The sequence below is a fragment of the Streptomyces sp. AcH 505 genome, assembly GCF_000818175.1.
Lineage (GTDB): Bacteria > Actinomycetota > Actinomycetes > Streptomycetales > Streptomycetaceae > Streptomyces.
This window is the reverse complement of the sequence record NZ_JTIY01000001.1, coordinates 4,176,601-4,201,434: the sequence shown is the minus strand read 5'-3', so window position 1 is coordinate 4,201,434 and position 24,834 is coordinate 4,176,601. Positions and strand designations below refer to the sequence as shown.

Annotated in this window: 26 protein-coding genes and 2 pseudogenes; 17 read left to right on the top strand and 11 right to left on the bottom strand. The window is 69.2% G+C overall.

The genetic code is table 11. From position 1 onward, the window contains the following. Positions 1–525 (bottom strand): annotated as a pseudogene (locus tag HY68_RS45265) (regulator); the annotation flags it as partial. 226 nt (positions 526–751) lie between these two features. On the opposite strand from HY68_RS45265, the gene lipB reads away from it, so the two are divergent. From lipB to HY68_RS19220, 4 genes are all read left to right on the top strand, one after another. After that, positions 752–1,543, top strand: coding sequence for a lipoyl(octanoyl) transferase LipB (gene lipB / locus HY68_RS19235; RefSeq protein WP_041990521.1), 792 nt, complete (start codon positions 752–754; stop codon positions 1,541–1,543). 156 nt (positions 1,544–1,699) lie between these two features. Continuing rightward, positions 1,700–2,701 (top strand): lipoyl synthase, encoded by a 1,002-nt coding sequence (locus HY68_RS19230; RefSeq protein WP_041996604.1) that lies wholly within the window; start codon positions 1,700–1,702, stop codon positions 2,699–2,701. Positions 2,702–2,940: 239 nt separating this feature from the next. Then, positions 2,941–3,147: a hypothetical protein gene (locus HY68_RS19225; RefSeq protein ID WP_041990519.1), complete on the top strand. Its 207-nt coding sequence runs from the start codon at positions 2,941–2,943 to the stop codon at positions 3,145–3,147. Positions 3,148–3,157: 10 nt separating this feature from the next. Then, positions 3,158–3,856, top strand: coding sequence for a DUF4191 domain-containing protein (locus HY68_RS19220; protein WP_041990517.1), 699 nt, complete (start codon positions 3,158–3,160; stop codon positions 3,854–3,856). Between the two features lie 99 nt (positions 3,857–3,955). Here the strand turns inward: HY68_RS19220 and HY68_RS19215 are convergent, their stop codons facing one another. Further along, on the bottom strand, positions 3,956–4,423 hold the full coding sequence (locus HY68_RS19215) for an RDD family protein (RefSeq protein WP_041996601.1): 468 nt from the start codon (positions 4,421–4,423) through the stop codon (positions 3,956–3,958). Between the two features lie 221 nt (positions 4,424–4,644). Between HY68_RS19215 and glnA the strand changes: the two genes are divergently transcribed. Then, on the top strand, positions 4,645–6,054 hold the full coding sequence (gene glnA, locus HY68_RS19210) for a type I glutamate--ammonia ligase (RefSeq protein WP_041990516.1): 1,410 nt from the start codon (positions 4,645–4,647) through the stop codon (positions 6,052–6,054). Positions 6,055–6,309: 255 nt separating this feature from the next. On the opposite strand, the gene HY68_RS19205 is transcribed toward glnA, so the two are convergent. Both HY68_RS19205 and HY68_RS19200 read right to left on the bottom strand, forming a co-directional pair. After that, positions 6,310–7,035, bottom strand: coding sequence for a 5-formyltetrahydrofolate cyclo-ligase (locus HY68_RS19205; protein WP_041990515.1), 726 nt, complete (start codon positions 7,033–7,035; stop codon positions 6,310–6,312). Positions 7,036–7,054: 19 nt separating this feature from the next. Then, positions 7,055–8,221, bottom strand: a complete 1,167-nt coding sequence (locus HY68_RS19200) for a helix-turn-helix transcriptional regulator (RefSeq protein ID WP_041990513.1) — start codon at positions 8,219–8,221, stop codon at positions 7,055–7,057. A gap of 179 nt (positions 8,222–8,400) precedes the next feature. Between HY68_RS19200 and HY68_RS19195 the strand changes: the two genes are divergently transcribed. From HY68_RS19195 to HY68_RS19180, 5 genes are all read left to right on the top strand, one after another. Next, positions 8,401–8,934 (top strand): ATP-binding protein, encoded by a 534-nt coding sequence (locus tag HY68_RS19195; protein ID WP_052457139.1) that lies wholly within the window; start codon positions 8,401–8,403, stop codon positions 8,932–8,934. A gap of 154 nt (positions 8,935–9,088) precedes the next feature. Next, the gene (locus HY68_RS43870; RefSeq protein WP_198533301.1) at positions 9,089–9,232 is read left to right on the top strand and encodes a hypothetical protein; all 144 of its coding nucleotides are present in this window, start codon (positions 9,089–9,091) and stop codon (positions 9,230–9,232) included. A gap of 15 nt (positions 9,233–9,247) precedes the next feature. Further along, positions 9,248–10,432, top strand: a complete 1,185-nt coding sequence (locus HY68_RS19190; RefSeq protein ID WP_041990511.1) for a cupin domain-containing protein — start codon at positions 9,248–9,250, stop codon at positions 10,430–10,432. Further along, a complete protein-coding gene (locus HY68_RS19185) occupies positions 10,429–11,325 on the top strand; it encodes an aldo/keto reductase (protein WP_041990509.1) in 897 nt (298 codons plus the stop codon). Before HY68_RS19190 ends, HY68_RS19185 begins: the two co-directional genes overlap by 4 nt. Positions 11,326–11,497: 172 nt before the next feature. Further along, positions 11,498–12,199, top strand: coding sequence for a hypothetical protein (locus HY68_RS19180; RefSeq protein ID WP_041990507.1), 702 nt, complete (start codon positions 11,498–11,500; stop codon positions 12,197–12,199). A 54-nt stretch (positions 12,200–12,253) separates the two neighbouring features. Here the strand turns inward: HY68_RS19180 and HY68_RS19175 are convergent, their stop codons facing one another. From HY68_RS19175 to HY68_RS19165, 3 genes and pseudogenes are all read right to left on the bottom strand, one after another. After that, positions 12,254–12,715 (bottom strand): VOC family protein, encoded by a 462-nt coding sequence (locus HY68_RS19175; RefSeq protein WP_041990505.1) that lies wholly within the window; start codon positions 12,713–12,715, stop codon positions 12,254–12,256. After that, positions 12,712–13,299 (bottom strand): DinB family protein, encoded by a 588-nt coding sequence (locus HY68_RS19170; RefSeq protein ID WP_041990503.1) that lies wholly within the window; start codon positions 13,297–13,299, stop codon positions 12,712–12,714. Before HY68_RS19170 ends, HY68_RS19175 begins: the two co-directional genes overlap by 4 nt. A 51-nt stretch (positions 13,300–13,350) precedes the next feature. Next, a pseudogene (locus HY68_RS19165) lies at positions 13,351–13,642 on the bottom strand (signal peptidase I). 88 nt (positions 13,643–13,730) lie between these two features. On the opposite strand from HY68_RS19165, the gene HY68_RS19160 reads away from it, so the two are divergent. The 4 genes from HY68_RS19160 to HY68_RS19145 all read left to right on the top strand — a co-directional run bounded on the left by HY68_RS19160 (position 13,731) and on the right by HY68_RS19145 (position 16,653). Continuing rightward, entirely contained in the window at positions 13,731–14,078 is a 348-nt protein-coding gene (locus HY68_RS19160) for a VOC family protein (protein ID WP_041990501.1), read from the top strand. An 84-nt stretch (positions 14,079–14,162) separates the two neighbouring features. Beyond that, on the top strand, positions 14,163–15,050 hold the full coding sequence (locus HY68_RS19155; protein ID WP_041990498.1) for a hypothetical protein: 888 nt from the start codon (positions 14,163–14,165) through the stop codon (positions 15,048–15,050). 43 nt (positions 15,051–15,093) lie between these two features. Next, positions 15,094–16,008: a zinc metalloprotease HtpX gene (gene htpX / locus HY68_RS19150; protein WP_041990495.1), complete on the top strand. Its 915-nt coding sequence runs from the start codon at positions 15,094–15,096 to the stop codon at positions 16,006–16,008. 48 nt (positions 16,009–16,056) lie between these two features. After that, positions 16,057–16,653, top strand: coding sequence for a hypothetical protein (locus HY68_RS19145; RefSeq protein ID WP_041990494.1), 597 nt, complete (start codon positions 16,057–16,059; stop codon positions 16,651–16,653). 14 nt (positions 16,654–16,667) lie between these two features. On the opposite strand, the gene HY68_RS19140 is transcribed toward HY68_RS19145, so the two are convergent. Together HY68_RS19140 and HY68_RS19135 are read right to left on the bottom strand one after the other, a co-directional pair. Further along, the gene (locus tag HY68_RS19140) at positions 16,668–17,057 is read right to left on the bottom strand and encodes a hypothetical protein (protein WP_041990493.1); all 390 of its coding nucleotides are present in this window, start codon (positions 17,055–17,057) and stop codon (positions 16,668–16,670) included. Between the two features lie 109 nt (positions 17,058–17,166). Then, the gene (locus HY68_RS19135; RefSeq protein WP_041990491.1) at positions 17,167–17,652 is read right to left on the bottom strand and encodes a potassium channel family protein; all 486 of its coding nucleotides are present in this window, start codon (positions 17,650–17,652) and stop codon (positions 17,167–17,169) included. Between the two features lie 201 nt (positions 17,653–17,853). Here HY68_RS19135 and HY68_RS19130 point away from each other — a divergent pair, with 201 nt between their 5' ends. After that, positions 17,854–21,657: an Ig-like domain-containing protein gene (locus tag HY68_RS19130; RefSeq protein WP_157874374.1), complete on the top strand. Its 3,804-nt coding sequence runs from the start codon at positions 17,854–17,856 to the stop codon at positions 21,655–21,657. A gap of 159 nt (positions 21,658–21,816) precedes the next feature. Beyond that, a complete protein-coding gene (locus HY68_RS19125) occupies positions 21,817–22,773 on the top strand; it encodes an alpha/beta hydrolase (RefSeq protein ID WP_078863680.1) in 957 nt (318 codons plus the stop codon). Here the strand turns inward: HY68_RS19125 and HY68_RS19120 are convergent. Both HY68_RS19120 and HY68_RS19115 read right to left on the bottom strand, forming a co-directional pair. Further along, positions 22,763–23,218 carry a GNAT family N-acetyltransferase gene (locus HY68_RS19120; protein ID WP_041990488.1) on the bottom strand — a complete coding sequence of 152 codons (456 nt, stop codon included), beginning with the start codon at positions 23,216–23,218 and terminating at the stop codon, positions 22,763–22,765. The genes HY68_RS19125 and HY68_RS19120 overlap by 11 nt on opposite strands. Positions 23,219–23,310: 92 nt before the next feature. Further along, a complete protein-coding gene (locus HY68_RS19115) occupies positions 23,311–23,796 on the bottom strand; it encodes a molybdopterin-dependent oxidoreductase (protein ID WP_041990487.1) in 486 nt (161 codons plus the stop codon). A gap of 192 nt (positions 23,797–23,988) precedes the next feature. On the opposite strand from HY68_RS19115, the gene HY68_RS43865 reads away from it, so the two are divergent. Next, a partial coding sequence (locus HY68_RS43865) for an SMI1/KNR4 family protein (protein WP_041990486.1) occupies positions 23,989–24,834 on the top strand: 846 nt, incomplete at its 3' end.

Here is a 24,834-nt window from a genome sequence, read left to right as displayed (position 1 = left end):
CGGGAGCGCGGGCGCCGGCCGGGACGGCTGCTGGCCGGGCACCCGAACGTTCGGCGCGGGGCCCGCTTCCGGACGGCCGACCCGGTCGTCGGCCCGGCCGATCAGCCAGTCGCGGCTCGGCACGACGAGCCCTGCGGGGGTGAAGGCGATCTTGCGGAGTTCCGCGTGACTGCCGGAGTCCTTGCGCCAGAGGCCGGCCACGATGTCGACGGCCTCCTCGGGGGTGGCGGCGAATTCGAGGCCCGCGTAGACGGGGGCACAGGCGTCGAGCCCCAGGTCCTGCGCGGCGAGCCGGCGGCCGAGTCTGCGGGTGAAGACCTCCGCGATCAGTGCGGGGGTGGTGCCACGGGGTTGCTGCCCGCGCAGCCAGCGCGTCACGGACGTTTTGTCGTACCGCAGATCGAGGCCGTGTTCCAGGCCCAGCTGGTCCACCCGGCGGGCGAGGCCCGCGTTGGAGAATCCGGCTTCCGCGATGAGCGCGGCGAGCTGGCGGTTGGGAATGCGCTGCGGAGGTCGTTCCGACATCAGCTGTACGGTCTCCTGCCTTCCGGGCCCAAGAGCAGCCCTCATGGAACGGCGCGAATTTAGCGGCAGTGGCCGCCGCCACCGGCACGTTCGACCCGGATTCATCCGATCGTGTGAGGATTCTGGACATAGCTGACGCACACCTGCCGGGCTGCTTGCCGGAGTGCCGCCGTACAGTTGCGGGAGCGCGACACGTGCACGGAGCGGGTCTGAAGGAGGCACTGCCGTGAGTGAGCTGCGGTTCGTTCATCTGGGGTTCGGCGAGCAGGCCGTCGAGTACCGGGAGGCGTGGCAGGAGCAGCGCCGGGTGCACTCGGCGCGCTTCGCCGACGAGGTGCCCGACACCTGTCTGCTGCTGGAGCACCTGTCGGTGTACACGGCAGGGCGGCGTACGGAGGACAGCGAGCGCCCGCTGGACGGCACCCCGGTGGTCGACGTGGACCGGGGCGGGAAGATCACCTGGCACGGCCCCGGGCAGCTGGTCGGCTACCCGATCGTGCGGCTGCCGCGTCCCGTGGACGTCGTCGCGCATGTCCGCCGGCTGGAGGAGGCGCTGATCCGTACCGCGACCGACTTCGGTGTGGCGACCACCCGGGTGGAGGGCCGCAGCGGGGTGTGGGTGCTGGGCGACCCGGTGGAGAAGCGGCCTTCGGGCCTGTCGCTGGACTTCGACCCGAGACTGAAGGACGACGAGTTCGACCCCCGGCTCAACGGCCCGGAGTACGCCCCGTCCAACGCGGGCCAGCGCCGGGAGGACCGCAAGCTCGCCGCGATCGGCATCCGGGTGGCCAAGGGCGTCACGATGCACGGCTTCTCGCTGAACGTGAACCCGGACAACAAGGAGTACGACCGGATCGTGCCCTGCGGGATCCGGGACGCGGGGGTGACGTCGCTCGCGTACGAGCTGGGTCATGACGTGACGATCGCCGAGGTGCTCCCCGTCGTCGAGGGGCATCTGCGGGACGTGCTGGAGAACGCCGAGCTGGCGCCGCGCGAGGTCGAGCGCGCCAGCGCGTGAGACGGGCGGGGCTGTAGCGGCCCCGGGCCGCCGGGGCCGCAGGGAATGCGGCCTTCTGGCGGGGGGTTGGCCAGACGTAATGCCACGCAAATAACGGGCGTAACCTGGTATTCGCCGAAGAATCGAATGCCGCGCCAGCAGAGAGAGGTGCCGGACGTGTCCGCTGTCGCACCCGACGGACGCAAGATGCTGCGTCTGGAGGTCCGGAACAGCCAGACCCCCATCGAGCGCAAGCCCGAATGGATCAAGACCCGGGCGAAGATGGGCCCCGAGTACACCAAGATGCAGGCCCTGGTGAAGTCCGAGGGGCTGCACACGGTCTGCCAGGAGGCGGGCTGTCCCAACATCTACGAATGCTGGGAGGACCGTGAGGCGACCTTCCTCATCGGCGGCGACCAGTGCACCAGGCGCTGTGACTTCTGCCAGATCGACACGGGCAAGCCCGAGCCGCTGGACCGTGACGAGCCGCGCCGGGTGGGTGAGTCGGTCGTCACGATGGACCTGAACTACGCCACGATCACCGGCGTCGCCCGCGACGACCTGCCGGACGGCGGTGCCTGGCTGTACGCGGAGACGGTGCGCCAGATCCACGGCATGACGGCGGGGCGCGCCGACGGCCGTACCAAGGTCGAGCTGCTGATCCCCGACTTCAACGCCGTTCCCGAGCAGCTGGCCGAGGTCTTCTCGTCGCGGCCCGAGGTGCTCGCGCACAACGTGGAGACGGTCCCCCGGATCTTCAAGCGGATCCGCCCCGGCTTCCGGTACGAGCGGTCGCTCGAAGTCATCACCCGGGCCCGCGAGGCCGGGCTGGTCACCAAGTCCAACCTGATCCTGGGCATGGGCGAGGAGCGCGCCGAGGTCAGTGACGCGCTGCGCCATCTGCACGAGGCGGGCTGCGAGCTGATCACGATCACCCAGTACCTGCGCCCGTCGGTGCGCCACCACCCGGTGGAGCGCTGGGTGAAGCCGCAGGAGTTCGTCGAGCTGCAGCAGGAGGCCGAGGAGATCGGCTTCTCCGGTGTGATGTCGGGGCCGCTGGTGCGTTCGTCGTACCGCGCGGGCCGGCTGTACCGGCAGGCGATGGAGCGCCGTGGCGCGCCGGTCGACGGAGAGTCGGCGGGACTGCCGGTCGGGCAGGGCGCCGGACAGGCCGTGTGACGCCGACTGTGTGAAGCTGGGCACAAGCGGCTACTTGCCAGTAGAGGCCGGCCGTGCCGCGGTCCGCACGTTCCCCGCAGGTCGGGGGCGCGTACGGGCCGCAACCGCGTGAGAAGGCCCCGCCGTCAAGGTTTCATTCGCGTTTGACCGCTTGGTCACGCCCTGGTAACACCTGTCGGTGACGCTGGTTTCACGTACCGCGCCCACCCGCGATCACCGCTCCGAAGGGGACCGACATCATGCAGGCAGCGCCTGTACGACCCGTCACCGTAACCGTCTCCACCGCTCTGCGCGCCGTCGAGTCGCTGCTGATGAGCGGCGGCCAGCGGACAGCCCGCCGGAACGCCTGGACGGCCGTCCTCGAAGACCGCCGCAGGGCCAAGGACCGGGTGGAGGCGCAGCACGTTCTGGAGGCCGTGTCGAACACCGCTTCCCCAGCCACGTAAACTCCCGTACATGGCGAGGAAGGAAAACGCAGACTCTGCTGCGAACCAGGGGCGACTGAAGCAGATCGCTCAGACCTACAAGATGACCAGGCGGGTCGACCCGAAGGTCGGTCTTGTCGTCGGCGGCGTCGGAATCGTCACCTTCGGTGTCCTCCTCGCGGTCGGTTTTCTGATCAACCACCCCCTCTATCTGGGCATTCTGGGTTTCATCCTGGCGTTCCTCGCGATGGCGATCATCTTCGGCCGCCGTGCCGAGCGTGCCGCCTTCGGACAGATGGAGGGACAGCCCGGCGCGGCGGCGGCGGTCCTGGAGAACGTGGGCCGTGGCTGGACCACGACGCCCGCTGTGGCGATGAACCGCAACCAGGACGTCGTGCACCGCGCGGTCGGCAAGGCGGGCATCGTGCTGGTGGCCGAGGGCAACCCGAACCGGCTGAAGAGCCTGCTGGCCGCGGAGAAGAAGCGGATGGCGCGCATCGTGATGGACGTGCCGGTGCACGACATCATCGTCGGTGACGGCGAGGGCCAGGTGCCGCTGAAGAAGGTCCGTACGACGCTGCTGAAGCTGCCGAGGGTGCTCGACGGGCCGAAGGTGACGGCGACGAACGACCGGCTGCGCGCGCTGGGCGACCTGATGAGCAACATGCCGCTGCCGAAGGGCCCGATGCCGAAGGGCATGCGGATGCCGAGGGGCGGAAAGGCGCGCTGACGCGCGGCGTACGAACGTCGGAGGGCGGCCCGGGGAGACCCGGACCGCCCTCCTTTACGTGTACGGACCAGATCCGAACCTTGAACTGAATCCCTTGGACTAAATCCGAACCTGAACGGCTCCGGACGCGCGGTCGTGCAGCCCGCGCCCGTCGCGGTCCCAGATCAGCGCGGGGACGGCGAGGCAGAGCAGCACGCTGCGGACGAGGACCCGGCCGACGCCGAGCCGGCCGCCGGTCAGTCCGACGACGCGCAGCCCGAAGAGCCGCTTGCCGGGGGTGGAGCCGACCGTTCCGACGGTCAGGAGGCTCAGTACGAGAAGGACGAGCAGCGCCCAGTTGCCGGCGCGGTGCATCTCGCCGCCGGCGAGCAGCCCGTACGAGATGACCAGGCACAGCACCCAGTCGACGAAGATCGCGCCGAACCGGCGGCCGAGCGGAGCGACGGAGCCGGGGCCCTCTTCCGGCAGCCCGAGCCGTTCACCGCGGTAACCGAAATCGACGCCCATGTCCTCGGCGGCCGCGCGCGGTCCCGAGAGCCACGATCCGATTGCTTGCCTGTTGTCCACCCCCACACGGTACTGCGACCGGTTCCGGACCATCCGGACGGGGTACGCGAATCCCAAGGTCAACACCGTGCACCCAGGGCGGTTAACTTGGGCGAAACAACAGGGTCATGCTGGAGAAATGCCGGAAACCTATGGTCGGCTCCAGCGTGTGCCCCCACATCGGCCGCACGACCAAGCGATAAGCCCCCGCCCCTCCCCGGGTCGGGAGGAGGAGGAGCTGGATGTTCCAGAACGCCGACGAGGCCAAGAAGTTCATCGCGGATGAGGACGTCAAGTTCGTCGACGTCCGATTCTGCGACCTGCCTGGCGTGATGCAGCACTTCACGATCCCGGTCGGCTCGTTCGACCCGTCCGAGGAGCTGGCCTTCGACGGTTCGTCGATCCGCGGCTTCCAGGCGATCCACGAGTCGGACATGGCGCTGCGCGCCGACCTGTCGACGGCACGGGTCGACCCGTTCCGCCGCGACAAGACGGTGAACATCAACTTCTTCATCCATGACCCGATCACGGGTGAGCAGTACAGCCGCGACCCGCGCAACATCGCCAAGAAGGCCGAGGCCTACCTCGCCTCCACCGGCTTCGCGGACACCGCGTACTTCGGCCCCGAGGCCGAGTTCTACGTCTTCGACAACGTGCGCTTCAACACGACGGCGAACGAGAGCTTTTACCACATCGACTCCGAGGCAGCCGCCTGGAACACCGGCTCCACGGCCGACAACCGCGGCTACAAGGTGCGCTACAAGGGCGGTTACTTCCCGGCCCCGCCGGTCGACCACTTCGCCGACCTGCGCGCGGAGATCTCCCTGGAGCTTGAGGCTTCCGGCCTCCAGGTCGAGCGTCAGCACCACGAGGTCGGCACCGCAGGCCAGGCGGAGATCAACTACAAGTTCAACACGCTGCTCGCCGCGGCCGACGACCTGATGCTCTTCAAGTACATCGTGAAGAACGTGGCGTGGCGCAACAACAAGACCGCGACCTTCATGCCCAAGCCGATCTTCGGTGACAACGGCTCCGGCATGCACGTCCACCAGTCCCTGTGGCAGGGCGGCACGCCGCTCTTCTACGACGAGCAGGGCTACGCCGGCCTGTCGGACATGGCGCGCTACTACATCGGCGGCATCCTGAAGCACGCCCCGTCGCTGCTGGCGTTCACCAACCCGACGGTCAACTCGTACCACCGCCTGGTCCCCGGCTTCGAGGCCCCGGTCAACATGGTCTACTCGCAGCGCAACCGCTCGGCCGCGATGCGTATCCCGATCACCGGCTCGAACCCGAAGGCCAAGCGCGTCGAGTTCCGCGCCCCCGACCCGTCGTCCAACCCGTACCTGGCCTTCTCGGCCCTGCTGCTGGCCGGCCTCGACGGCGTCAAGAACAAGATCGAGCCCCCGGAGCCGATCGACAAGGACCTCTACGAACTGGCCCCGGAAGAGCACGCCAGCGTGGCCCAGGTCCCGACGTCCCTCCCGGCGGTCCTCGACGCCCTGGAGGCGGACAACGAGTACCTCCAGGCGGGCGGCGTGTTCACGGCGGACTTGATCGAGACGTGGATCGACTACAAGCGCACCAAGGAAATCGCCCCGATCCAACTCCGCCCGCACCCGCACGAGTTCGAACTCTACTTCGACATCTAAGAAGGCCCCAGGTCAGAGCGGGTTTCCGCTCTCCTGGACCGTCCATGGGCCGTTGGCCGTGTTCCTCCGCTACGGAAGAGCACGGCCAACGGCTTTTTGTGTTCCGCTTCGGCCACGGAACTGAGGCTCCAACCTCTGTACATGACAGCCGCTGCGGGATAGGGAACACCGCGACAACCGATCCTCAGCGAGTGCCCTTCCTGTGACAAGCCGGTGCTCGCCGCTGCGCAGGGCACCTACGTCCCGTAGGCGTCGTCATGCCATGTGGCGTGCCGCCAGGGCCGGGATCGTGGCGATCTTCTCCGGCGTAAGGGCCGACCAGTCGACTCCTGACGGCCGGTGGGGGTTCGGGCAGACGATGGTCTCGTCGGGGGTGACGATCATGTCGACGCTGACGTCGTGCTCGGTGGTGGGGATCAGAGCGTCGGTCACCTGGAGGGCGTGGACGGTGGTGACGATCACGGTCTCCGGGGTCACGAGGCCGGCCTCGGTGAGGAGGGCGAATTCGATGTCGGAGTAGCCGGCGCCCTTGCCGATGCGGGCGCCGTCGCGGTTGACGGCGACGCTGCCGAGGACGATCAGGTCCAGGGGACGGAGGGCGTCGACATCGACGGTGGGGGCGATCGTGGCGGCGATGCGGCTGGCCGCGGCCTCGGCGGGTGGGACGGTGAGGGCTGCCGGGTCGAGAAGGTAGAAGGGCTTGAGTGTGGCCAGCTTCGGGACCGCCATGTAGACGATCTTTCCCTCCTCCAGGGCCCTTGCCCTCACGGGGAGTTGGGCCTTGTCCGGGACGGCTTTGACGACGCCGGCGCGTTGCCAGGCCGGGAGTTTCGACAACCGGCCCGCAGCTTCCTCGGCACCCTTGAAATTGGGGATGCGGCCATGGACGGAAGCGTCGTGGACGGCGTCGGCTGCGGTCAGGGCATCCCAGACCTGGGTGCGTACCGCTTGTTTGGCCTGGTCCAGGGAGCTGGCTGCCACCGGGGTCTCCTTCTCTCTCTTACGCTGCCGTCATCAAGCCGAGCAGCCTGTCGTGGATCTCGGCGACCAGGGGTTCTTGTCGCCAGGGGCGCAACTCACGGGCCGCGCCGAAGACGATGTTCATGCCTCCACCCCCGCGAGTGGTCTCCAACTCGGCAACGGCTTCAGTGAGGCTGGCCACGGCCGTCTCGACATCGCCCTGACGAATACGGGCGAGCGTAAGGTTCCCCAGCACGATGGCGCGTGACTTTCGCCTGTCCCGTAGCGTCTCCGCCGTACTGGTCAGCAAGGTTTCGGCTCGCCGGTGGTCTCCGAGGGAGAGGTAGCAGGACCCTGCGAGGCGGCCGAACTGGGTGGGCGACACAAGGTCGGCGGCGGCGTCACTGCCGTCCGCGTGGTCGAGTTGACGCTCTGCGCGGAAGAGGGCTCGTTCGCAGTCTGAGGACGAACGCAGCATGGCGTGTGCCTCGGCAACGTGGAGAAGCGCCAGCCCGGACAGTGCCGGGCTCGTACGTTCGGCCTTTTCGGCTGCCTGCTCCGCGAGCGCGAGCCCGGCCCGTGCGTCGTGCGCGCCGTACAGCGCGACGTAGCCGGTGCGCAGTAAAGCGTGGGCTTCGAGGGTGGAGTCCCGTAGGTGGCGGGCGAGGTCGGTGCTCCGCTCGTAGTACGTCTTCGCGGTGACGTGATCACGACGTTGGGAGGCGTCCCAGACCAGCTGGCCCATAAGCGTGCAGGCGTCGGCGTGCAGGGAGTGGAGTTCCCTTTGCACTCGTCCGCGTGCGGACCCGGCAGCGAGTTGATCAATCAGGTTGAGCTGTATCGCTGCTTCTGCGATGAGGCCGGCCGAAGGCACCCGGTCGTAACGAGCTGCGCAGTCGTCGAAGCGCGCGCGAAGTGTCGCGACGGCGGGCAGATCGACGCGATCTGGATGGAGCACCGCGTAGTCGATGGCGTCCTGTCCCTGCGGACCACCTGGCGACCGTGCGGTCAGGAGGTCATTGAGGCCTTCGGCATCGACGCGAAGAAGGCGGGCCAGCCGTGGACGCATCCAGGGCTGTGGAGCGGTACGGCCGGATTCCCAGCGAACAACGCTGGAGCGGTCCACCTGCATGTGCTCGGCAAGCGCCTCTTGGGTGAGGCCGACGGCTCGGCGGCGTGCCGCGAGGCCGTTGCGGTGGTGCGCCATGAGGTCGTCTCCCCGTTTCGCCCGCCCTGTCAGGAACTTGAGGCTATGCCGACTCCCCAGGTGACGCGTGGGTGTGCCGCATGGATGCCGCATTGATGCGTCCATTGTGCTCTGGGCGTCGTTGGCTGTGGGCGGTTGTGTGGAACTCCGACGCACACAGCCAGGAAGGTTCGCCCTCCATGCCGTTCCGAACACCCGCCGCAAAGTCCTCGTCCTTGCGTGTCCCGGCCGAAGTCGGCGCCGTGTCTTTTGCCCGCCGCAGGGTTGTCGCGATCGTCCGTGACTGGGATTTGCCAATCGCGGACGACACGGTCGAGACGCTGGAGTTGCTGGCCGGCGAGGTGATCGCGAACGCAGTGGTGCACACCGGGGAAGGCTGCCAGGTCACGGTGAGCTGGGACGGGTCCCGCGTGCGGCTGGAGGCCGAGGACAGGCAAAGCGGTCTCCTTCCGCGGCAGCCGTCGGCTGACCTGGATGAAGAGAGCGGGCGCGGGCTTCAGTTGGTTGACGGGCTCGCTCAGGCCTGGGGCTCGCGGCCGACCAAAGACGGAAAGGCAGTCTGGTTCGAGGTCGGCAGTTCCTCTTCCTCGCCACTTTGTCCGTCGCCTGCCACATATGAAAGCGATTCCTCGGTCGGAGGCACATCACAACCGGTGGCGCCTCCCGAACCGGAGTACGGCAGAGACTCCCGTACGCACGTCGCTGTCAACTGAACCACTGACCGCCTGACTTCCGGACGCACGAGTCCCGATGCCAGGTACAGGCGCTCCGGGCGGACCAGTCCCACCACCGGTCCGCGCCCGGAGACGCCCCAACCAGGGAGCGCGCAACCGGCTCGCTTCCGCCAACACCGAAGGAGATACAGCCATGCCCGAGCAGAACGTGACCACCAACGGTGGGCAGAAGGGCGACGGCCTGCTGGTTGCCCGTCGCCGGATCGCCGCCGCCCGTTCGAGGACCGAGCAGCCCTCGGACGGCGGTTCCACCGGTCGTTCCGACGGCAACGACTAGAAAGGGCCGCAACCGATGACCACCGACGTACCCGCGGTGGTCGCGCACCTGGGCGAGGATTTCCTCGCCCAGGTGTACGGCCGCACCTACCGCCACTTCCCCGGCGAACCGGGCCGCTTCGGCGGCCTGCTCGGCTGGGACGACCTGAATGCCTTGCTCACCCACCACCGGCTCGAACCGCCCCGGCTGCGCCTCTCGTTGGACGGCGAAGCGCTGCCTGAGCACGCCTACTCGGTACCGGTCACCACCCGTCGCAGCACGGTGTGGCACCGGCTGAAGCCCGCCGAGCTGCACCGTCACCTCGCCGACGGCGCCACCCTCGTTCTGGATGCGATCGACGAACTCCACCCGGGCATTGGCGACCTCGCCCAGGAGTTGGAACGACACCTGCGCACAGGTGTCCAGGTCAATGCGTACGCCTCGTGGACACCTGAGGAGGGCTTCGGAGTCCACTGGGACGACCACGACGTACTCGTTCTCCAACTCGACGGTGCCAAGCGTTGGCGCATCTACGGCCCCACAAGGGAGGCACCGCTGCACCGGGACACGGACGTTCCCGAACCGCCGCCGAATGAGCCCCTTATCGAACTCGTCCTCGACGCAGGGGACATGCTGTATCTGCCGCGCGGTTGGTGGCACGCTGTGGCCGCCTCCGAAGGCGTTCACTCCCTCCATCTCACCTGCGGCATGCAGACGGCGACGGGCGCTGACCTCCTCCAGTGGCTTTCCGAGGACCTGCGGCGCGAAGCCGCCGTGCGCAGCGACCTGCCACGCTTCGGGACTCGAGAGGAGAAAGCGGACTTCGTGCGGTCGCTGGGTGACCTCGTCATGAAGGGATTCGAAGACGGAACGCTCCTCGACCGGTTCCTCACCACGCGGGACGCGACCGACCGAGCCCGCCTCGTGCCCTCACTCCCGTACGTCGAAGGCGTACCGCCCGACCCCGCTCTCGCAGTACACCTCGTCACCGCCCGCGCAAGGTTGCGTAGCGACGAGGAGGGCAATGTGGTGCTGACGGCAGGGGGAGAAGAATGGGCCTTCTCCGCACAGGCCGCGCCCCTGCTCTCCCTCCTCGTGGCCGGAGGTCACCACCGGCTGGACGCACTGGCCCACGCAGCCGGGCTTCGCATCGGGCAGGTGGCGTTACTCGTAAGTCAGCTTGTGGACGGCGAGATCGCAGCCGTGGGGCGGGCCGAATGAGCGCCCGGCTCGCGGCCGGAACATACCGATGCCGTGATGTGACACGGTCGGCGGCGGCCGCCGTGGACGCCGGAGTGACGTGGCTCGACACGGCGCCGAACTACGCGGCCGGTACGGCCGAGGCATCTCTGCGGCCGTTACTCGACGCGTGCCCACAGGTGCGCGTCTCGACCAAGGTCGGTTTCGTACCCGACTCCGACCGGCAGGCCGCTCGCGGCGCCGGCGCGTTGGCGTACGACCGCGATCAAGCCCACTGCCTGACGCGCCCCTACATCGCCTGGCAGCTTGCCCGTAGCCACACCCGCCTCGGTCGTGCCCCGGACCTGGTCTTCGTCCACAACCCGGAACACGGCCGGACAGACCGGGCTGAGGTATCGCAGACGCTGGCCGACACGTTCGAGGAACTGGAACACGCGGCGGACGCCGACAAGATCGGTGGCTACGGTGTCGCCACCTGGTCGGGACTGTCGAGCGGCATGTTCACCATTCGGGAACTGACGGCTCTGGCGGAATCAGTGGGCGGGCCACACCACCACTTCCGCGCTGCGCAGTTCCCAGTCTCGCTCATCCATCTCGCCGTCGTGGCGGACGCACTCAACGGGCACGGAGCGCTGGCAGAGGCGCGGGGAGCCGGGCTCGATGTCTTCGTATCGGCCCCTCTGGGAGGCGGCGAACTTCTCAGCGCCATGACGGAGGATCTGCTACGCGTCATCGACCCCGCTGCCTCCCCGGCGCAGGCCGCGCTACTGGTCGCCTTGTCGGCCCCCGGGGTGTCACGCGTCCTGTTGTCGGCAAGCACACCGGCACACTGGGCGGATGCCCTGGGCGCCACCGTCTGCGAGCCCTTGTCGCCCGATCGTCTGAGAAAGGTCATCGATGTCCTCGGAAGCTGACAACCCCGAGGTCGCCTCGCGCATGCGCAGGGCCCATACCGTGGCGTGCGGCGCCCTCAAGACTGTCCCTGACACTCGGCCGTCCGGCAGAGGAGCGCATGAGGCGTGGGGGTGGCGGGGACGCACGCTGGGCCGGCCCGTCACCGGGCCATACGGCCCCGGATGGCTGCGTGTGGTCCACAGCCCGTCCGACAGAGCGAGCGGCAAGCTGTGGACCGGACCGGAGGACGCCGAACAGTTACTGCCCCAGGAGATTCCGCGCCCTTCTCTGCGTCGTGTACGGCAGTGGACCGAGGGGGAGGACGCCTATAGAGCAGAGCTCTATGACCACGTCAGCGGCGGCACCCTCTCCCCCACTCCGGTGCCTGCCGTCATGCCGCGCTTGGCGACCGGATGGTGGGAGGGACTTCGGAAGGCCCTCGACTGTCTCTCGGCGGTCAAGACCGATCGCACAGCCGTACGCCAGGCATACCTGGACCGCGCCATGCCGAAGTACCTCGCCTTTCTCGACGGTCCGGTCCCCACGACTGCGCCCGCGTGGTCCACCGCGCACGGCGACCTGCACTGGGCCAACCTCGCCGGTCCCGAGCTCGGCATCATGGACTGGGAAGGCTGGGGTACCGCCCCATCTGGTTACGACGCTGCCCTCCTGCACGCGTACAGCCTCGCGACGCCGGAAACCGCTCAGCACGTCCGCCAAGAACTCGCCGCCCTTCTCGACAGTGACGCCGGGCGCTTCGCGGAGCTGGTGGTGATCAGCGAGCTCCTCCAGAGTGCCGAACGCGGGGACAACGTGGAACTCGTCCCCGCGCTGCGGCGGAGGGCCGGGGAGGTCTGGCAGCGGATCACGACCGACGAAGTGACCACTTCCTGAAACCCTGTTGAGCTGCGCCTCAGTGCGTACCGGCAGTGGTCGCAGGCTCGTAGGTCAGTCGAGGCAGAATTCGTTGCCTTCCGGGTCTGTCATGACGATGAAGCCCGCGTTCATCGGGGGTTCCGGGTCGCTGCGGTGCAGGCGGGTTGCTCCCAGGGTTACCAGGCGGGTGCATTCCGATTCCAGGGCTGCCATGCGGGCCTCGCCCTGGAGGCCCGGGGCGGCTCGGACGTCCAGGTGGACTCGGTTTTTGGCCACCTTGTCCTCCGGGACCTGCTGGAAGAACACCCGGGGGCCGTGGCCTTCCGGGTCTTCGATGGCTGACTTGGTGTTGCGTTCCGCCTCCGGGACGCCGAGTTGTGCCAGGAAGTCGTCCCAGGCGGCCAGTGGGTCCGCGCCCTCGGGGAGGTCCACGCCGGGTGGGCCCGGGTGGATGTAGCCCAGGGCTTCGCGCCAGAAGGTCGACAGGGCCTTGGGGTCGTGGGCGTCGAAGGTGACCTGGATGTGGCGGCTCATCGGGGGGCTCCGTTCTTGGTGGGCGTGGTGTGGAGGTAGAGGTCGCGCAGCAGGCAGACCTCGGCCAGGTGGTGGATCAGTTCACGGTGGATGTGCAGCACCAGGGTGGCCATGGGGGCGTCCGGGTACGGTTCCCTCGCGCCGACCGGCACGCGGAGGCCGGCGTCGTCCAGGGTGGCCAACCCCGCGGCCCAGACGTCGAGTTCGGCGTCGAGTTGGTCCAGCGCGGTGGCCGCGGTGGCGGCGTAGTCCCAGGTGTCGTACGTCGCCGCCGGCGCGCCGAAGTGTGACGCGTTGCGCATGGCCAGTACGCCGACGATGACGTGCGCGAGCCGCCAGGCGATCGTGGTGAACGGCGCGGGGGTCGGGGTGGGGAAGGCGTAGTCGATCGTGAACGGACCGGAGCCGATCGCCGCGGGCGCCTGTGAGGTGCCGCGCGGGCGTACGGTCCAGGCGTCCGGGGCCGGTGACCAGAAGTACTCGTCGTCGGTGAGACCGGCGAGCCGTGGGCGGATCCGGTGCGTCCAGTGGAACTGCCACTGCTCGCGCAGTGTCCGGTTCCAGTCGAATTCTTCTGCGTCCATGGGGTCACCGTTTCACCACTTGCGGACAGGTTCCGTCCGCCATACCGAGGGTCAGGGGGTCAGGGGGGCTCGGGGGACGGCGTAGCCCGGTACCGAAGGCCAGCGCACCGTCAGTACCACCGACTCCTCCTCGGCGAACCACGAGTGGTCCACGCCGTGGCCCCACACCACGTAGTCGCCCTGCTCCGCCAAGAGGACGCTGCGGCCCGGGAGTTCGACGCGGAGGCGTCCCGCAGACGAGGGCCAGGCCACGTGGGTGGACGCCCCACTTGATCTCCACGGCCTCGTTGTGACGTGGGTCCGTGGTGTCCTTGAAGGGCCCCAGCAGCCAGCCCGCGTCCAGTGCGGCGTCCCGGACGTTAACCGATGAGTCCTGTGCGGTGCGGGAGTCTGCTGTGTGTACAGGAGTGTTTCGAGAGTGGGAGTCGGCCATGGCCGTGGGGATTTTCGCGGGGATCGCGGTGCGTGACTACGCGAGCGCGCTGGAGTGGTACAAACGGCTGTTGGGAGTGGAGCCGAGCTTCTACCCCAACGACATCGAAGCCGTGTGGCAGCTGGCCGAGAACCGGTTCGTGTACATCGTCGAGGACGCCAAGCGGGCGGGTGGCGCGGTGAGTCTGATCTGGCTGGACGAGCCCGATGCCGAGGTCGCCCGGATCGCCGAGCGGGGGTTGCTGCCGGTGGAGATGGAGAAGCACGGCGCGGTGTGCAAGTGGGTGTTCCATGACGCCGACGGCAACGAGACCGGAATCGGCGGTGAAGTCTCGTCGCCGGAGTAGGTCGCTGGTGGTCCCGCCGGAACCCGGGTTCTCGTCCGGCCGTCATAGGGGCGTCCCGGACACCGGACGCCTCCAGGGGGACCCATGCGTACCCGCACCGCCCGCACCGTCGGACTGCTCGTCGTAGTCGCCCTGGCCGTCACCGGCTGCGGTGGAGACGACGGCGGCGGGGATGCCGTCCGTCCCCACGACGGGGCCCAGCGTGCCCGGGAGGTCGCCGACGCCTGGGACGGTTCCGAGGCCGCCGGCGTCTGGCGCGCGGGCTACCACCCCATGAGCGACGCGGTTCAGCCGCCCGCCGACGCCTTCCACAGCGGCGCCGACAAGCTCGCGTACGGAAGCGAGAACTTCGTCCTGCGCGGCGGGCTCCCCCGTACCGCACCGAAGAACGCGCAGGTCAGGTGGGAGGACGGCGGCTCGCTCACCCTGCCGCTGCTGAGCGCGCGGAGCGCGTACGCCGCCGTGGCGCGCGGTGGCGGCGACGTCGGGCGGCCGCATCTCACCGTGACCGGCGCGCGGCTCGGTGCGATGACCGTGACCACCAGCCGTGGCGCGGCGACCGCCCCCGCCTGGCTGTTCACGCTGGAGGGATACGCGACTCCGCTCAGGCGCGTCGCGCTCCGCCCTTCGCCTCTCCCCGCTCCCCCGGTCGGACCGATCAGGAACCGGCCCACCGAGCTGTCGCCGCTCGTCGGGCTCGTCAAGGTGGCCGGCGACGGCCGGTCCGTCACCGTCGTCGCGACGCACGGGGCCTGCGACGACGGCCCCGTCGTGAAGACCCTGGAGACCCGCGGCAGCGTCGTGCTCTACGCCTCTGTCGTCGGCAGCAAGAAGGGCCCCTGTACGAGCGAGCTGCGTGGCGGGCCGGTGACCGTAACGCTGGACCGGCCGCTCGGCGACCGCGTCCTCCTGGACGCGCACACCGGCCGCCCGGTCACAGACCCGTCTACGCGCTTTTGGTCAGGAAAGTGACGGAAGGAGGAGAATTGACCGTGCGGGGGTAATCGCACAGGAGATGATGATGACGCGGAGTCGCTACACCCCGGACCGCGGCCTGACCACCCGCATGGTGACCACCATGTTCTTGATCGGTCTGCTGTACGTGGTGCTTGTCGGTGTCCTGCTCGCCGTTCTGCAGGGTGCCTGGTTGATCATCGTGGTCGTCGCGGGCGCCCTGTTCGCGGCACAGTTCTTCTTCAGCGACAAGATCGCCGCGCTGAGCATGGGGGCCCGCGAGGTCACCCCCGAAGAGGCACCTGAGCTGCACGGAGCCGTCGACCGGATCTGCGCGCTCGCCGACATGCCGAAACCGCGCGTGGCGATAGCGCGCAGTGACCTGCCCAACGCCTTCGCGACCGGGCGCAGCGAGCGTACGGCGCTGGTGTGCGCCACGACCGGGCTGCTGCGCAGGCTGGAGCCGGCCGAGCTGGAGGGGGTGCTGGCGCACGAGATGTCGCATGTCGCCCATCGCGATGTCGCGGTCATGACGATCGCGTCGTTCCTCGGGGTGCTCGCCGGGCTGATCGCCCGGGTCGCGCTCTGGAGCGGGCTGGCACGCGGCGGTAACCGGGACTCCAGTCCGCTGGGGCTGGCGCTGCTGCTGATTCCGCTGGTCAGCGCCGTCGTGTATGTGATCGGTTTTCTGCTGACCCGGCTGCTGTCGCGCTACCGCGAGCTGTCCGCCGACCGGGCCGCCGCGCTGCTCACCGGCCGTCCTTCGGCGCTCGCCTCGGCGCTGACGAAGGTCAGTGGCCAGATGGCGCGGATCCCGACGGAGGATCTGCGGAAGGCGGAGCCGTACAACGCGCTGTACTTCATCCCGGCGTTCTCCTCGAGGGAGAGCCTGGGCCGGCTGTTCTCCTCGCACCCGACCCTTGAGCAGCGCCTCGACCAGCTCGCCCGTATCTCGGACGACCTCGGCCGCGCGTGAACCGCGCGGCGCCGGTAGACGACCACCACCAGGCAGGAGTCCGTACCCGTGGGCCTTCTCGACACCATCCTCGGCCGCAGCAAGCCCGTCCAGCCCGACCTGGACCAGCTGTTCGCCCTGCCGTCCGCCGCGCTCACCCTTGAGGCCGGCACCGGGTTCCGGCCCACCGGGGCGGGCTCGGTGTGTTTTGCCGGTGTCGAGGGCGGTGAATTCGCGCGTATTCGGCAGGACATCGGGGAATTGCTCGACGTCGACACGTCCGCCGACGATTCCCCGGTACGGTTCAGCCGCGACTCATACGGCTACAACTGGCTTCTCGCCCAGCGCGCGCCCGATGACATCTCGGCCTTGGTGACCGATCTGCACGCGGTCAACACGTCACTCGAAGCAGCGGGCTTCGGGCCGCAGCTCCTCTGTTCTCTGGTCGGTTTCCGCAATGACGCGGACGGTGTTGGCGAACAGCCTCTCGCGCTCGTCTATCTCTACAAGCGAGGCGCTTTCTTCCCTTTCGCGCCCCTGCCCGGCAGTGCGGAGAAACGCGACAGCCAGCTCGAACTTCAGGTGCGGGCGGCGCTCGGCGCCGATCTCCGGATCGAGCCTGATCTCGCCCGCTGGTTTCCCGTCTGGGGTGCTCCCGGGCTATAGGCCGCGTGCTGCCGTCAGCGGTGCCACGGGCGCCTTCTGTGCCTGCCCGCCTTCGCATCCTTGCTGGTAGGAGCCGTCGGCGCGGGCGAGGCGTCGCCCGCACCACCGTCCGTCGGCGGGTGCAGCCCCTCCGTCGAGTAATTCGTCGCCGCGATGGCGTCGATGAGCTGCTGGTCGGTGAAATCCTCCGAGCCGGGGATATGCGGGACGAATCCGACGAGGCCGCCCTCGCTCAGCACCTCCGCTTCGAGTCCTGACCCGCCGCCCATGTCCCACAGCGCTTCGACATTCAGATCCAGGACCACCCGGATTCCGAACTCGTAGACTCCCGTCTCGGCCACATGCGCCATCACCCCGCGGTCGCGCAGCGCCGCGACCAATCGATCGGCACGTTCAGATTCCACGGCAGGTACCGCCTTTCACAACGCCTCCATCCACTGTATTCCTGGCGGCTGCGGTACGCGGATCCCTGATCACGTAGGCGGATCTCAGATCACATTCGCGGATCTCCGATCACGTACGCGGATCCCTGATCAGTTGCTCCAGGCGATCGAACCGCTCGTGCAGCGCGCGGATCTCCTCGCTCGCGTCCGCCTTACCCCGCTGTTCCAGCCGGCCCGCGTCCGCGACCATCGCGCGCACCCTGCGGGCCGCCGAGCCGACGAACCAGGTCGCGATGGCCGCCGTCACGATGCTGAACGCCGCGATGCCCACGAGCATCACCAAAGTGGCGATAACTCGCCCCCAGGCGGTGACGGGATAGAAGTCGCCGTAGCCGACCGTGGTGGCCGTCTCGATCGACCACCACAGCGCGCGCGGGAAGCTCGTGATCGTGGCGCGCGGCGCCGACTCCTCGACGGGGACGATCACCCACGAGCCCACGAGCAGCAGCAGGACCGTGAATCCGGCCGCCCAGAGCGCCGCCCGGACGTGGAGGCGCCGGCCGTGCGCGCTCACCAGCAGGCTTCTCAGGACGTACAGGAACGAGGACGGCTGCACGGCGACACCTCGGTGCGGGTGTAGGCGGGTGTAGTGAAATAAGCCAACTTGTCCTTTATAGCGTTACGTCGTGATCAATTGGCTGGAACGTTTCGATTTCCTGATCGATTTCACCTAGTTGCAGTGTCAACCTTTCTCCCGGCTGTCGAACCGATCGCTGTCTCCGCGCCGCTCGGCGCTTGGGAGTGAGGTCACGCACAAGTGAAGATATCCAGACCGACCAGGACGCTTCTGCGTCCGCTTGCCGGCGGTATAGCCGGGCTGCTGGCCGTGGGCGCGCTGTCGATCGCGTCCGCCCCGGCGGCAGCCGCGGCACCGGCCGCGACCACGTCCGCCTCCGACTCGTCCGTCGTCGCCTCGGGTGACGGCTGGACCGTCACCCAGGGCGCGGGCGGTTACCTCGTATCGCTCACGCTGGACGCCCCGTTGCCCGTCAAGGACGACGTACCCGAACTCTTCGCGGACGGGGCCGATCTCGGCCCCGCCGCCGAGTCGGCGGACGGCCGTACGCTGACGATCGCGACCCCCGACATTTCCGTGGCGACCGCCAAGAAGATCAGCTGGCAGTGGTCGAGCGGCGGCGCGAGCACGGCCGTCGGGCCGACCACCCTGCCCTCGGCGAGCGCCCAGGCCAAGGCGCAGCGCAAGCTCACCTCGCAGGCCGTGCCCAACGAGATCGGCGGCTCGGGCACGACGTCCGACGACCCGACGACCATCGGCACCGGCGGATACACCATCGCCGACTACAACTTCGGCGCGCAGTCCATCCCGCTCGCCGACATCGGCGGCATCCGCGGCGAACTCGAAGGCCGCGTCTACGTACCGACCGACAAGAAGCCGCACCCGCTGGTGGTCTTCCTACACGGCCGGCACAGCTCCTGCTACAACACCACGACGCTCAGGGGCGCGAGCGGCTGGCCCTGCCCGGCCGGCACCACGCCGATCCTGAGTTACGCCGGTTACGACGCCGCCGCCGAGGCCCTGGCCGCCGACGGCTACACCGTCGTGTCGGTCTCCGCCAACGCGATCAACGCCAACGACAACCAGCTCTCCCCCGACGACGGCGCGATCACCCGCGGCCAGCTCGTCCTGGACACGCTGTCCATGCTCAAGAAGGTCAACGCCGGGGAGCCGGTGAGCTATCACGACGCCGCCGCCGACCAGGACGTCACCTTCGACCAGGCCCTGACGGCCGGTCAGTCGACCTACCCGGCAGGCACGTTGAGCGCCACCTCGCTCGCCGGCACCATGGACTTCAGCAAGATCGGGCTGATGGGCCACTCTCGCGGCGGCGAGGGTGTCGTCACAGCGGGCACCCTCAACGAGGCCCTGCCGCAGCCGTGGAACATCAAGTCGGTCTTCCCGCTCGCCCCCATCGACTTCACCCGCGCGACCCTGCCGGACGTCATGACGACGACGCTGCTGCCGTACTGCGACGGCGACGTCTCCGACCAGCAGGGACAGCACTTCTTCGCCGACTCGCGCGACGCGTTCTCCGACAACGTCCTGCGCTCCAACCTCTGGGTCATGGGCACGGACCACAACTTCTTCAACTCCGCCTGGACCCCGCCCTCCCCGGCCGCTTCGGACGACTGGTCCGCCGCCGACGACGCGGTGTGCGGCACCAGCGCGAAGGCGCTGGCCTCGGGCAAGAACATCCGGCTCACCGCCGCGCAGGAGTACCAGGTCGGCGCGGCGTACATATCCGGCTTCTTCGAGTCGACGCTGGGCGGCCAGAGCCAGTTCGACGGCATGTTCGACGGTTCCCAGGAACTGCCGCCGTCCGTCGCCGACTTCGCGGATGTGCGTACGGTCGCGCAGCAGCCCGCTTCGAAGCGCTCCGACATCACCTCGTTCAAGACCACCAGCCCGCTGATCGGGACCACGTCGGCGGCCACGGCCACGGTCTGCGCCAACAAGTACGGGCGTACGGTGCCCGAGCCGTACCCGTACTGCACCAACCCGGGCTCCACGCTGAGCAATCAGCAGGTGCCCCACTGGACTCCGGCGTCCTTCGCGCCGAACGTCCCGCTGAACGTGATGACCCACCTGACCTGGACGGCGACGACCGGCGCACTCGGTGTGACGCTGCCGGCCGCCAAGCAGAACGTGTCGTCGTACAGCGAGCTGACGGTGTCCATGTCGCCGGACGAGAGTGTCACCGCCGGTACGGACATGACGCTGGGCGTCACCGACTCGGCGGGCCACAAGTGGTCCGGCCTGGTCTCCGAGTTGAACAAGTGGGGCGTGACCAGGATGCCCGCCAGCGGTACGTCGACCAACCTGGGCAAGATCGTGCTCCAGCAGGTGTCGGTGCCCACGGCGACGCTGGCCGCGGCCGGTCTCGATCTGAAGCACGTCACCAACGTCGGCTTCACCGCGGCCGTCGGTGTGGACGGCGTACCGACCGGCGGTGTGTACCTGTCGGACCTCGGCTTCGACAACAAGGGCCTCGGCACGGCCGGTGTGCACACGCGGCCCACGGTCAACGTCGCTTCGAGCACGGCGGAGGAGGGCAACGGGCCGGGCGCCGACGAGGTCGCCGTCTATCTCTCGAAGCCCAGCACCACGCCCGTCTCGGCGTACTTCACCGCGATCGGCTCGGCGACCGGCAAGGTCGGACTCGCCATGCAGAAGGTCACCTTCGACCCGGGGACGACCTGCCAGGTCCTCGACATCCCGGTGAGCGGTGACACCACGGCGGGTACGACGGCGAGCACCGCGTACAAGCTCGGCATCTCGAACTCCACCGAAGCGGTGCTCGGCAGCCATGACTTCGGCACCATGACGGTGCGCGAGGACGACGGAGTGACGGGCACGGCGACCGTGGCTCCGCCGGTCGGTGTGCAGGGCGACGCCTGCGCCGAGTACGAGGCGCTCGCGCACCCCGGCACACTGACGGCTGACGACACCAAGCCGGCGCCCGGCGGTACGGTCACCCTCGGCGGCGCGGGTTACCGCGACGGCGAGAGCGTGGCGTTCGGCATCGGTTCCACCGTGCTCGGCAGCGCGACCGCCGGGCCCGACGGAACGGTCTCGTTCCCGGCCGTGCTCCCGGCGGACCAGCCCTTCGGGACCGCCACGATCAGCGCGGTCGGCGCGGGCTCCGGCTTCACGGAGACGGCGGACGTCGACGTACTCGCGACGACGGCCACCACACTGGCCCTCGACCCGGCCGCTCCGAAGATCGGCCAGAGCGTCACACTGAAGGCCGCCGTCACGGGCGGTGTCGACGGTACGACGGTGACCTTCTCCGACGGGACGACGGCGCTCGGCACCGCGAAGCTCAGCGGCGGTACGGCGTCCCTGAAGGTGAAGGCCGGCTTCAAGGCCGGTACGCACGCCTTCACCGCGGCCCTGGCGGCGACGCCCACCACGGACGCGTCCGTCTCGGACACGGTGCAGCTCGTACTGACGAAGGGTCAGAGCTCCATCGCCATGGCCCTGTCGGCAAAGTCCACCTCGTACGGACACGCGGTCTCCGGGGTGTTCTCGGTGGCCGGCGCGAGCGGCGGCACGGTGACCGTGAACTACGGCACCGGAAAGCTGTCGGCGAAGCTCGGCGCCTCGGGCGCGGGCAAGTTCACCCTCCCGGCCACTCTGTCGGTGGGCGCACACACGGTGTCCGTACGGTACGACGGCAGCGACTCCGTCGACCCGAGCGGTACGGCTTCGCAGAAGCTCACCGTCGCCAAGGCGAAGTCGACCGTCACCCTCAGCCTGTCCAAGACCAAGCTGGCGCACGGCAAGTCCGAGACCGTCAAGGTCACGGTCGGCGGTCACAGCGCAGGCGCGTACCCGACGGGCACGGTCACCGTCACCGCGAAGGTCGGCGGGACCACCACCACCCACAAGGTCACGCTGAAGGCCGGTGCCAAGGGCAAGCTCAGCTTCTCGATCACCCTGCCGAAGAAGAAGGGCACGGCGTCCGTCACCGCCGCCTACGCCGGGGACGCCAACTTCAAGGCGAGCACGTCGGCGCACAAGCAGGTGAAGCTCACCTGACGCCAGTGACGCATTGAGGAAAGCGGGGGGAGGGACCGGATGCCGGCCCCTCCCCCCGCCGTCTTGCCAGAACGGCAAGTCTCCTTGCCTTCGCCACCGCCGGGAGCCAAGGCTGGGACGGACACCGCGTAGAGCGTCCGCACCATCGCAGGAGGACACATGCAGCACCGACTGGTCGACGTCCCGGGCGGCCGTATCCATCTGGTCGAGGAGGGCACGGGGCCGCTGGTCCTCCTCGTCCACGGCTTTCCCGAGTCCTGGTACTCGTGGCGCCGGCAGATCCCCGCCATCGCGGCGGCCGGTTTCCGCGCGGTCGCCATCGACGTACGCGGTTACGGGCGGTCGTCGAAGCCGGCGGCGGTCGAGGACTACCGGATGCTGGCGCATGTCGCCGACAACGCCGGAGTCGTACGGGCCCTCGGCGAGGAGACGGCGACGATCGTGGGCCACGACTGGGGCTCCCCCATCGCGGCCAACTCGGCGCTGCTCAGGCCCGATGTCTTCACCGCGGTGGGGCTGCTCAGCGTGCCCTACGCACCGCGTGGCGGCCCCCGGCCGACCGAGGTCTTCGCGCGGATCGGCGGGGACGACGAGTTCTACGTCAGCTACTTCCAGCAGCCGGGCCGCGCCGAGGCGGAGATCGAACCCGACGTACGCGGCTGGCTGGCCGGGGTCTACTCCGGGCTCTCGGGCGACACGATGGCGGCCGACGGCAACAGGATCTACTTCATCGGCCCCGGCGGGAAGATGTCCGACCGGTTCACCGGAGGACCGCTGCCCTCCTGGCTCACCGAAGACGAACTCGACCACTACGCGGGCGAGTTCGAACGTACCGGACTGACCGGGGCGCTCAACCGCTACCGCAACGCCGACCGCGACTGGGCGGATCTCGCGGCCTGGGACGGCGCGCCGATCACCCAGCCGTCGCTGTTCGTCGGAGGCGCGCTGGACGCGTCGACCCGTTGGCTGTCCGACGCCATCGCCGCGTATCCGACGACACTCCCCGGCCTGGCCGGCTCGCACATCCTGCCCGACTGCGGCCACTGGGTGCAGCAGGAGCGTCCCGACGAGCTGAACGAGCTGCTGGTCAACTGGCTTCGTGGGCTCAAGGGTTGAGGGTGACCTGGATGACCATGTCCGGGCGGTCCCACATCACGGCGGGCGGGTTCGCGGCCAGTGTGCCGGTGCGCACCGCCCCCACGCTGCGGTAGAAACCCTCGGCCGGCGGGTGCGCGACGACCCGCACCCGGTCCAGTCCTGCCGCACGTGCCTCGTCCTTCATGTGCGCGACGAGGCGGCGGCCGATGCCCTGCCCCTGGGCGTCGTCGGCGACGAACATCAGGTCGAGTTCGGGCGGGCTGAGCACGAGCGAGTAGAAGCCGAGCAGCCGTCCCTGGTCGCCCACGGCGGCGAAGACCCGGTGGGTCTCGATGTAGTCGGGGCCCACCCGGAAGCCGTCGGTCATCGGCGCGTAATGGCCTCCGTAGGCGCTGGAGCGCTGCACGATCCGGGTGAGCCGCTTGGCGTCCCGCGCGGTGGCCCGTCTGATGGTCAGCTCCATGGGTCCATGCTGACACCTGGCAGGGGGCCCGGCCCGCAAGGGTGCCGGGTGCTGCGGTCACTGCTCCGGTCGGTGCGCCGCCCGGTGCTCGGTCAGCACTCCGGACAGGCGCCGATCCACACGCGGCTGATCGCGCTGACGTAGCGGGCGCCGCAGCGGTCGGACGGCACCACCAGCTGGCTGCCCGCCGACGCCAGGCTCCGCCCGTCCATGGTGGCGGCCAGCAGGATCGGTACGTCGCCGAAGTCCGCGTCGATCTCCGCCCAGGAGAGCACCGTACGGTGGCCGTCGCCTCCGCTGACGGCGAGCAGGAACCGGGAGCGGTCCTTGCGCCGCCGCGCGTCGAAGGCCGGTCCTGCGGCGACGGCGACCTCGCGGAGCAGTGGCCCCTCGAAGATGTGGTGCCGTGGCCCGCTCGTGGCACAGTCGAAGATCACGTCGGCCCGCCGCTGGGGGTAGCGGGTGCGCAGATCGGCGACGGTCAGTGAGGCCGGGCGGGCGATCTCACCGCAGAGCGCGAACGAGACGGCGGTGCCGGACGCGGCGGTGCGGGTCGGTGGTGTGCTGAGCCGGGTCATCGGTATCCCCCTCGGACGGTCCGCGACGGCCGGATCGGCGTACCGGCGGCCGCATGCGGGTGATGCCCGTCCGCCGGGCTGCGGAACCCCGAATACCAGCCGTAGGTACCTCCGCACCTCGCAGATGTGAGGGGTGCCGGAGGGGTCCGCGACGGCCTGCTGATTGTCAGTGGGTCCTGGCACCATGAGTCCATGAAGATCTACAACTGGCGTCCGTTCCTTGAGCGGTGGAGCGCGGACTGGGCCGACTCCCCCGGCGCTCGCGGGCGGGACGGCGCGGACGAGGAGATCCTGCGAAACCGCTGGCTGGGGTTCGGGCCCGTGAGTGAGGAGCGCATCGTCGCGCTCGAAGACCGGCTCGGTAAGCGGCTGCCGCCGACGTACCGGTCGTTCCTCGCGACCACCGACGGCTGGCGGCCCGCCGGGACCCCGGTGTACCTGTTGGGCACGGCGGAGGGTGTCCACCGGCACGGCGGTTCCGGGATGCGGGAGGAGTACGAGTCGCAGCTCGGCGAGAACCCGTCGGAGGAGGACGTGCTGCTGGCGGGCATGTGGGACCGCGCCCTTCAGCTGTCCGTGGAGTCGGACATGATCGACGTGCTGCTCGACCCCGGCGATGTGAACGCCGAGGGGGAATGGGCCGTATATGTGTATCGCGGCTGGTCAGGAGAGTTCCCGGACCGCTACGAGTCGTTCATGGACGTCATGCAGCAGCTGTTCCGCGACTTCCACCGGAACATCGAGAACGGCGGCGCCGCCGACAACGAGACGGCCCGCGAGCTGGACGCCGCCGTGGAGGAGGCGCGGCTCGCGTCTCTGGCGGGGGCGGATGTCGACGAGCAGCTCGACGTGCTGACCGACGCCGCGGCGCACGGCAGGGGCGCGGCGGCCGAGCTGGAGGGGCAGGTGCGGTCGATGCTCGGGGAACAGCGGGAGAGCGGCCAGGAGTACGAGGCGCCGGGGGCCTTCGGACGGGCCGTGACCGCCGCCCGTGAGCAGGCGCGCTGGGGCGAGACGGAGGCCGCGTGGCAGACGATC

What these genes read in the sequence shown, in the direction of transcription:
- HY68_RS19225 (WP_041990519.1), top strand. Translation starts at nt 2,941, where the DNA reads ATGCAGGCAGCGCCTGTACGACCCGTCACCGTAACCGTCTCCACCGCT.
- HY68_RS19220 (WP_041990517.1), top strand. Translation starts at nt 3,158, where the DNA reads ATGGCGAGGAAGGAAAACGCAGACTCTGCTGCGAACCAGGGGCGACTG.
- glnA (WP_041990516.1), top strand. Translation starts at nt 4,645, where the DNA reads ATGTTCCAGAACGCCGACGAGGCCAAGAAGTTCATCGCGGATGAGGAC.
- HY68_RS19200 (WP_041990513.1), bottom strand. Translation starts at nt 8,221, where the DNA reads ATGGCGCACCACCGCAACGGCCTCGCGGCACGCCGCCGAGCCGTCGGC.
- HY68_RS19195 (WP_052457139.1), top strand. Translation starts at nt 8,401, where the DNA reads ATGCCGTTCCGAACACCCGCCGCAAAGTCCTCGTCCTTGCGTGTCCCG.
- HY68_RS43870 (WP_198533301.1), top strand. Translation starts at nt 9,089, where the DNA reads ATGCCCGAGCAGAACGTGACCACCAACGGTGGGCAGAAGGGCGACGGC.
- HY68_RS19190 (WP_041990511.1), top strand. Translation starts at nt 9,248, where the DNA reads ATGACCACCGACGTACCCGCGGTGGTCGCGCACCTGGGCGAGGATTTC.
- HY68_RS19185 (WP_041990509.1), top strand. Translation starts at nt 10,429, where the DNA reads ATGAGCGCCCGGCTCGCGGCCGGAACATACCGATGCCGTGATGTGACA.
- HY68_RS19175 (WP_041990505.1), bottom strand. Translation starts at nt 12,715, where the DNA reads ATGAGCCGCCACATCCAGGTCACCTTCGACGCCCACGACCCCAAGGCC.
- HY68_RS19170 (WP_041990503.1), bottom strand. Translation starts at nt 13,299, where the DNA reads ATGGACGCAGAAGAATTCGACTGGAACCGGACACTGCGCGAGCAGTGG.
- HY68_RS19160 (WP_041990501.1), top strand. Translation starts at nt 13,731, where the DNA reads ATGGCCGTGGGGATTTTCGCGGGGATCGCGGTGCGTGACTACGCGAGC.
- HY68_RS19155 (WP_041990498.1), top strand. Translation starts at nt 14,163, where the DNA reads ATGCGTACCCGCACCGCCCGCACCGTCGGACTGCTCGTCGTAGTCGCC.
- htpX (WP_041990495.1), top strand. Translation starts at nt 15,094, where the DNA reads ATGATGATGACGCGGAGTCGCTACACCCCGGACCGCGGCCTGACCACC.
- HY68_RS19125 (WP_078863680.1), top strand. Translation starts at nt 21,817, where the DNA reads ATGCAGCACCGACTGGTCGACGTCCCGGGCGGCCGTATCCATCTGGTC.
- HY68_RS19120 (WP_041990488.1), bottom strand. Translation starts at nt 23,218, where the DNA reads ATGGAGCTGACCATCAGACGGGCCACCGCGCGGGACGCCAAGCGGCTC.
- HY68_RS19115 (WP_041990487.1), bottom strand. Translation starts at nt 23,796, where the DNA reads ATGACCCGGCTCAGCACACCACCGACCCGCACCGCCGCGTCCGGCACC.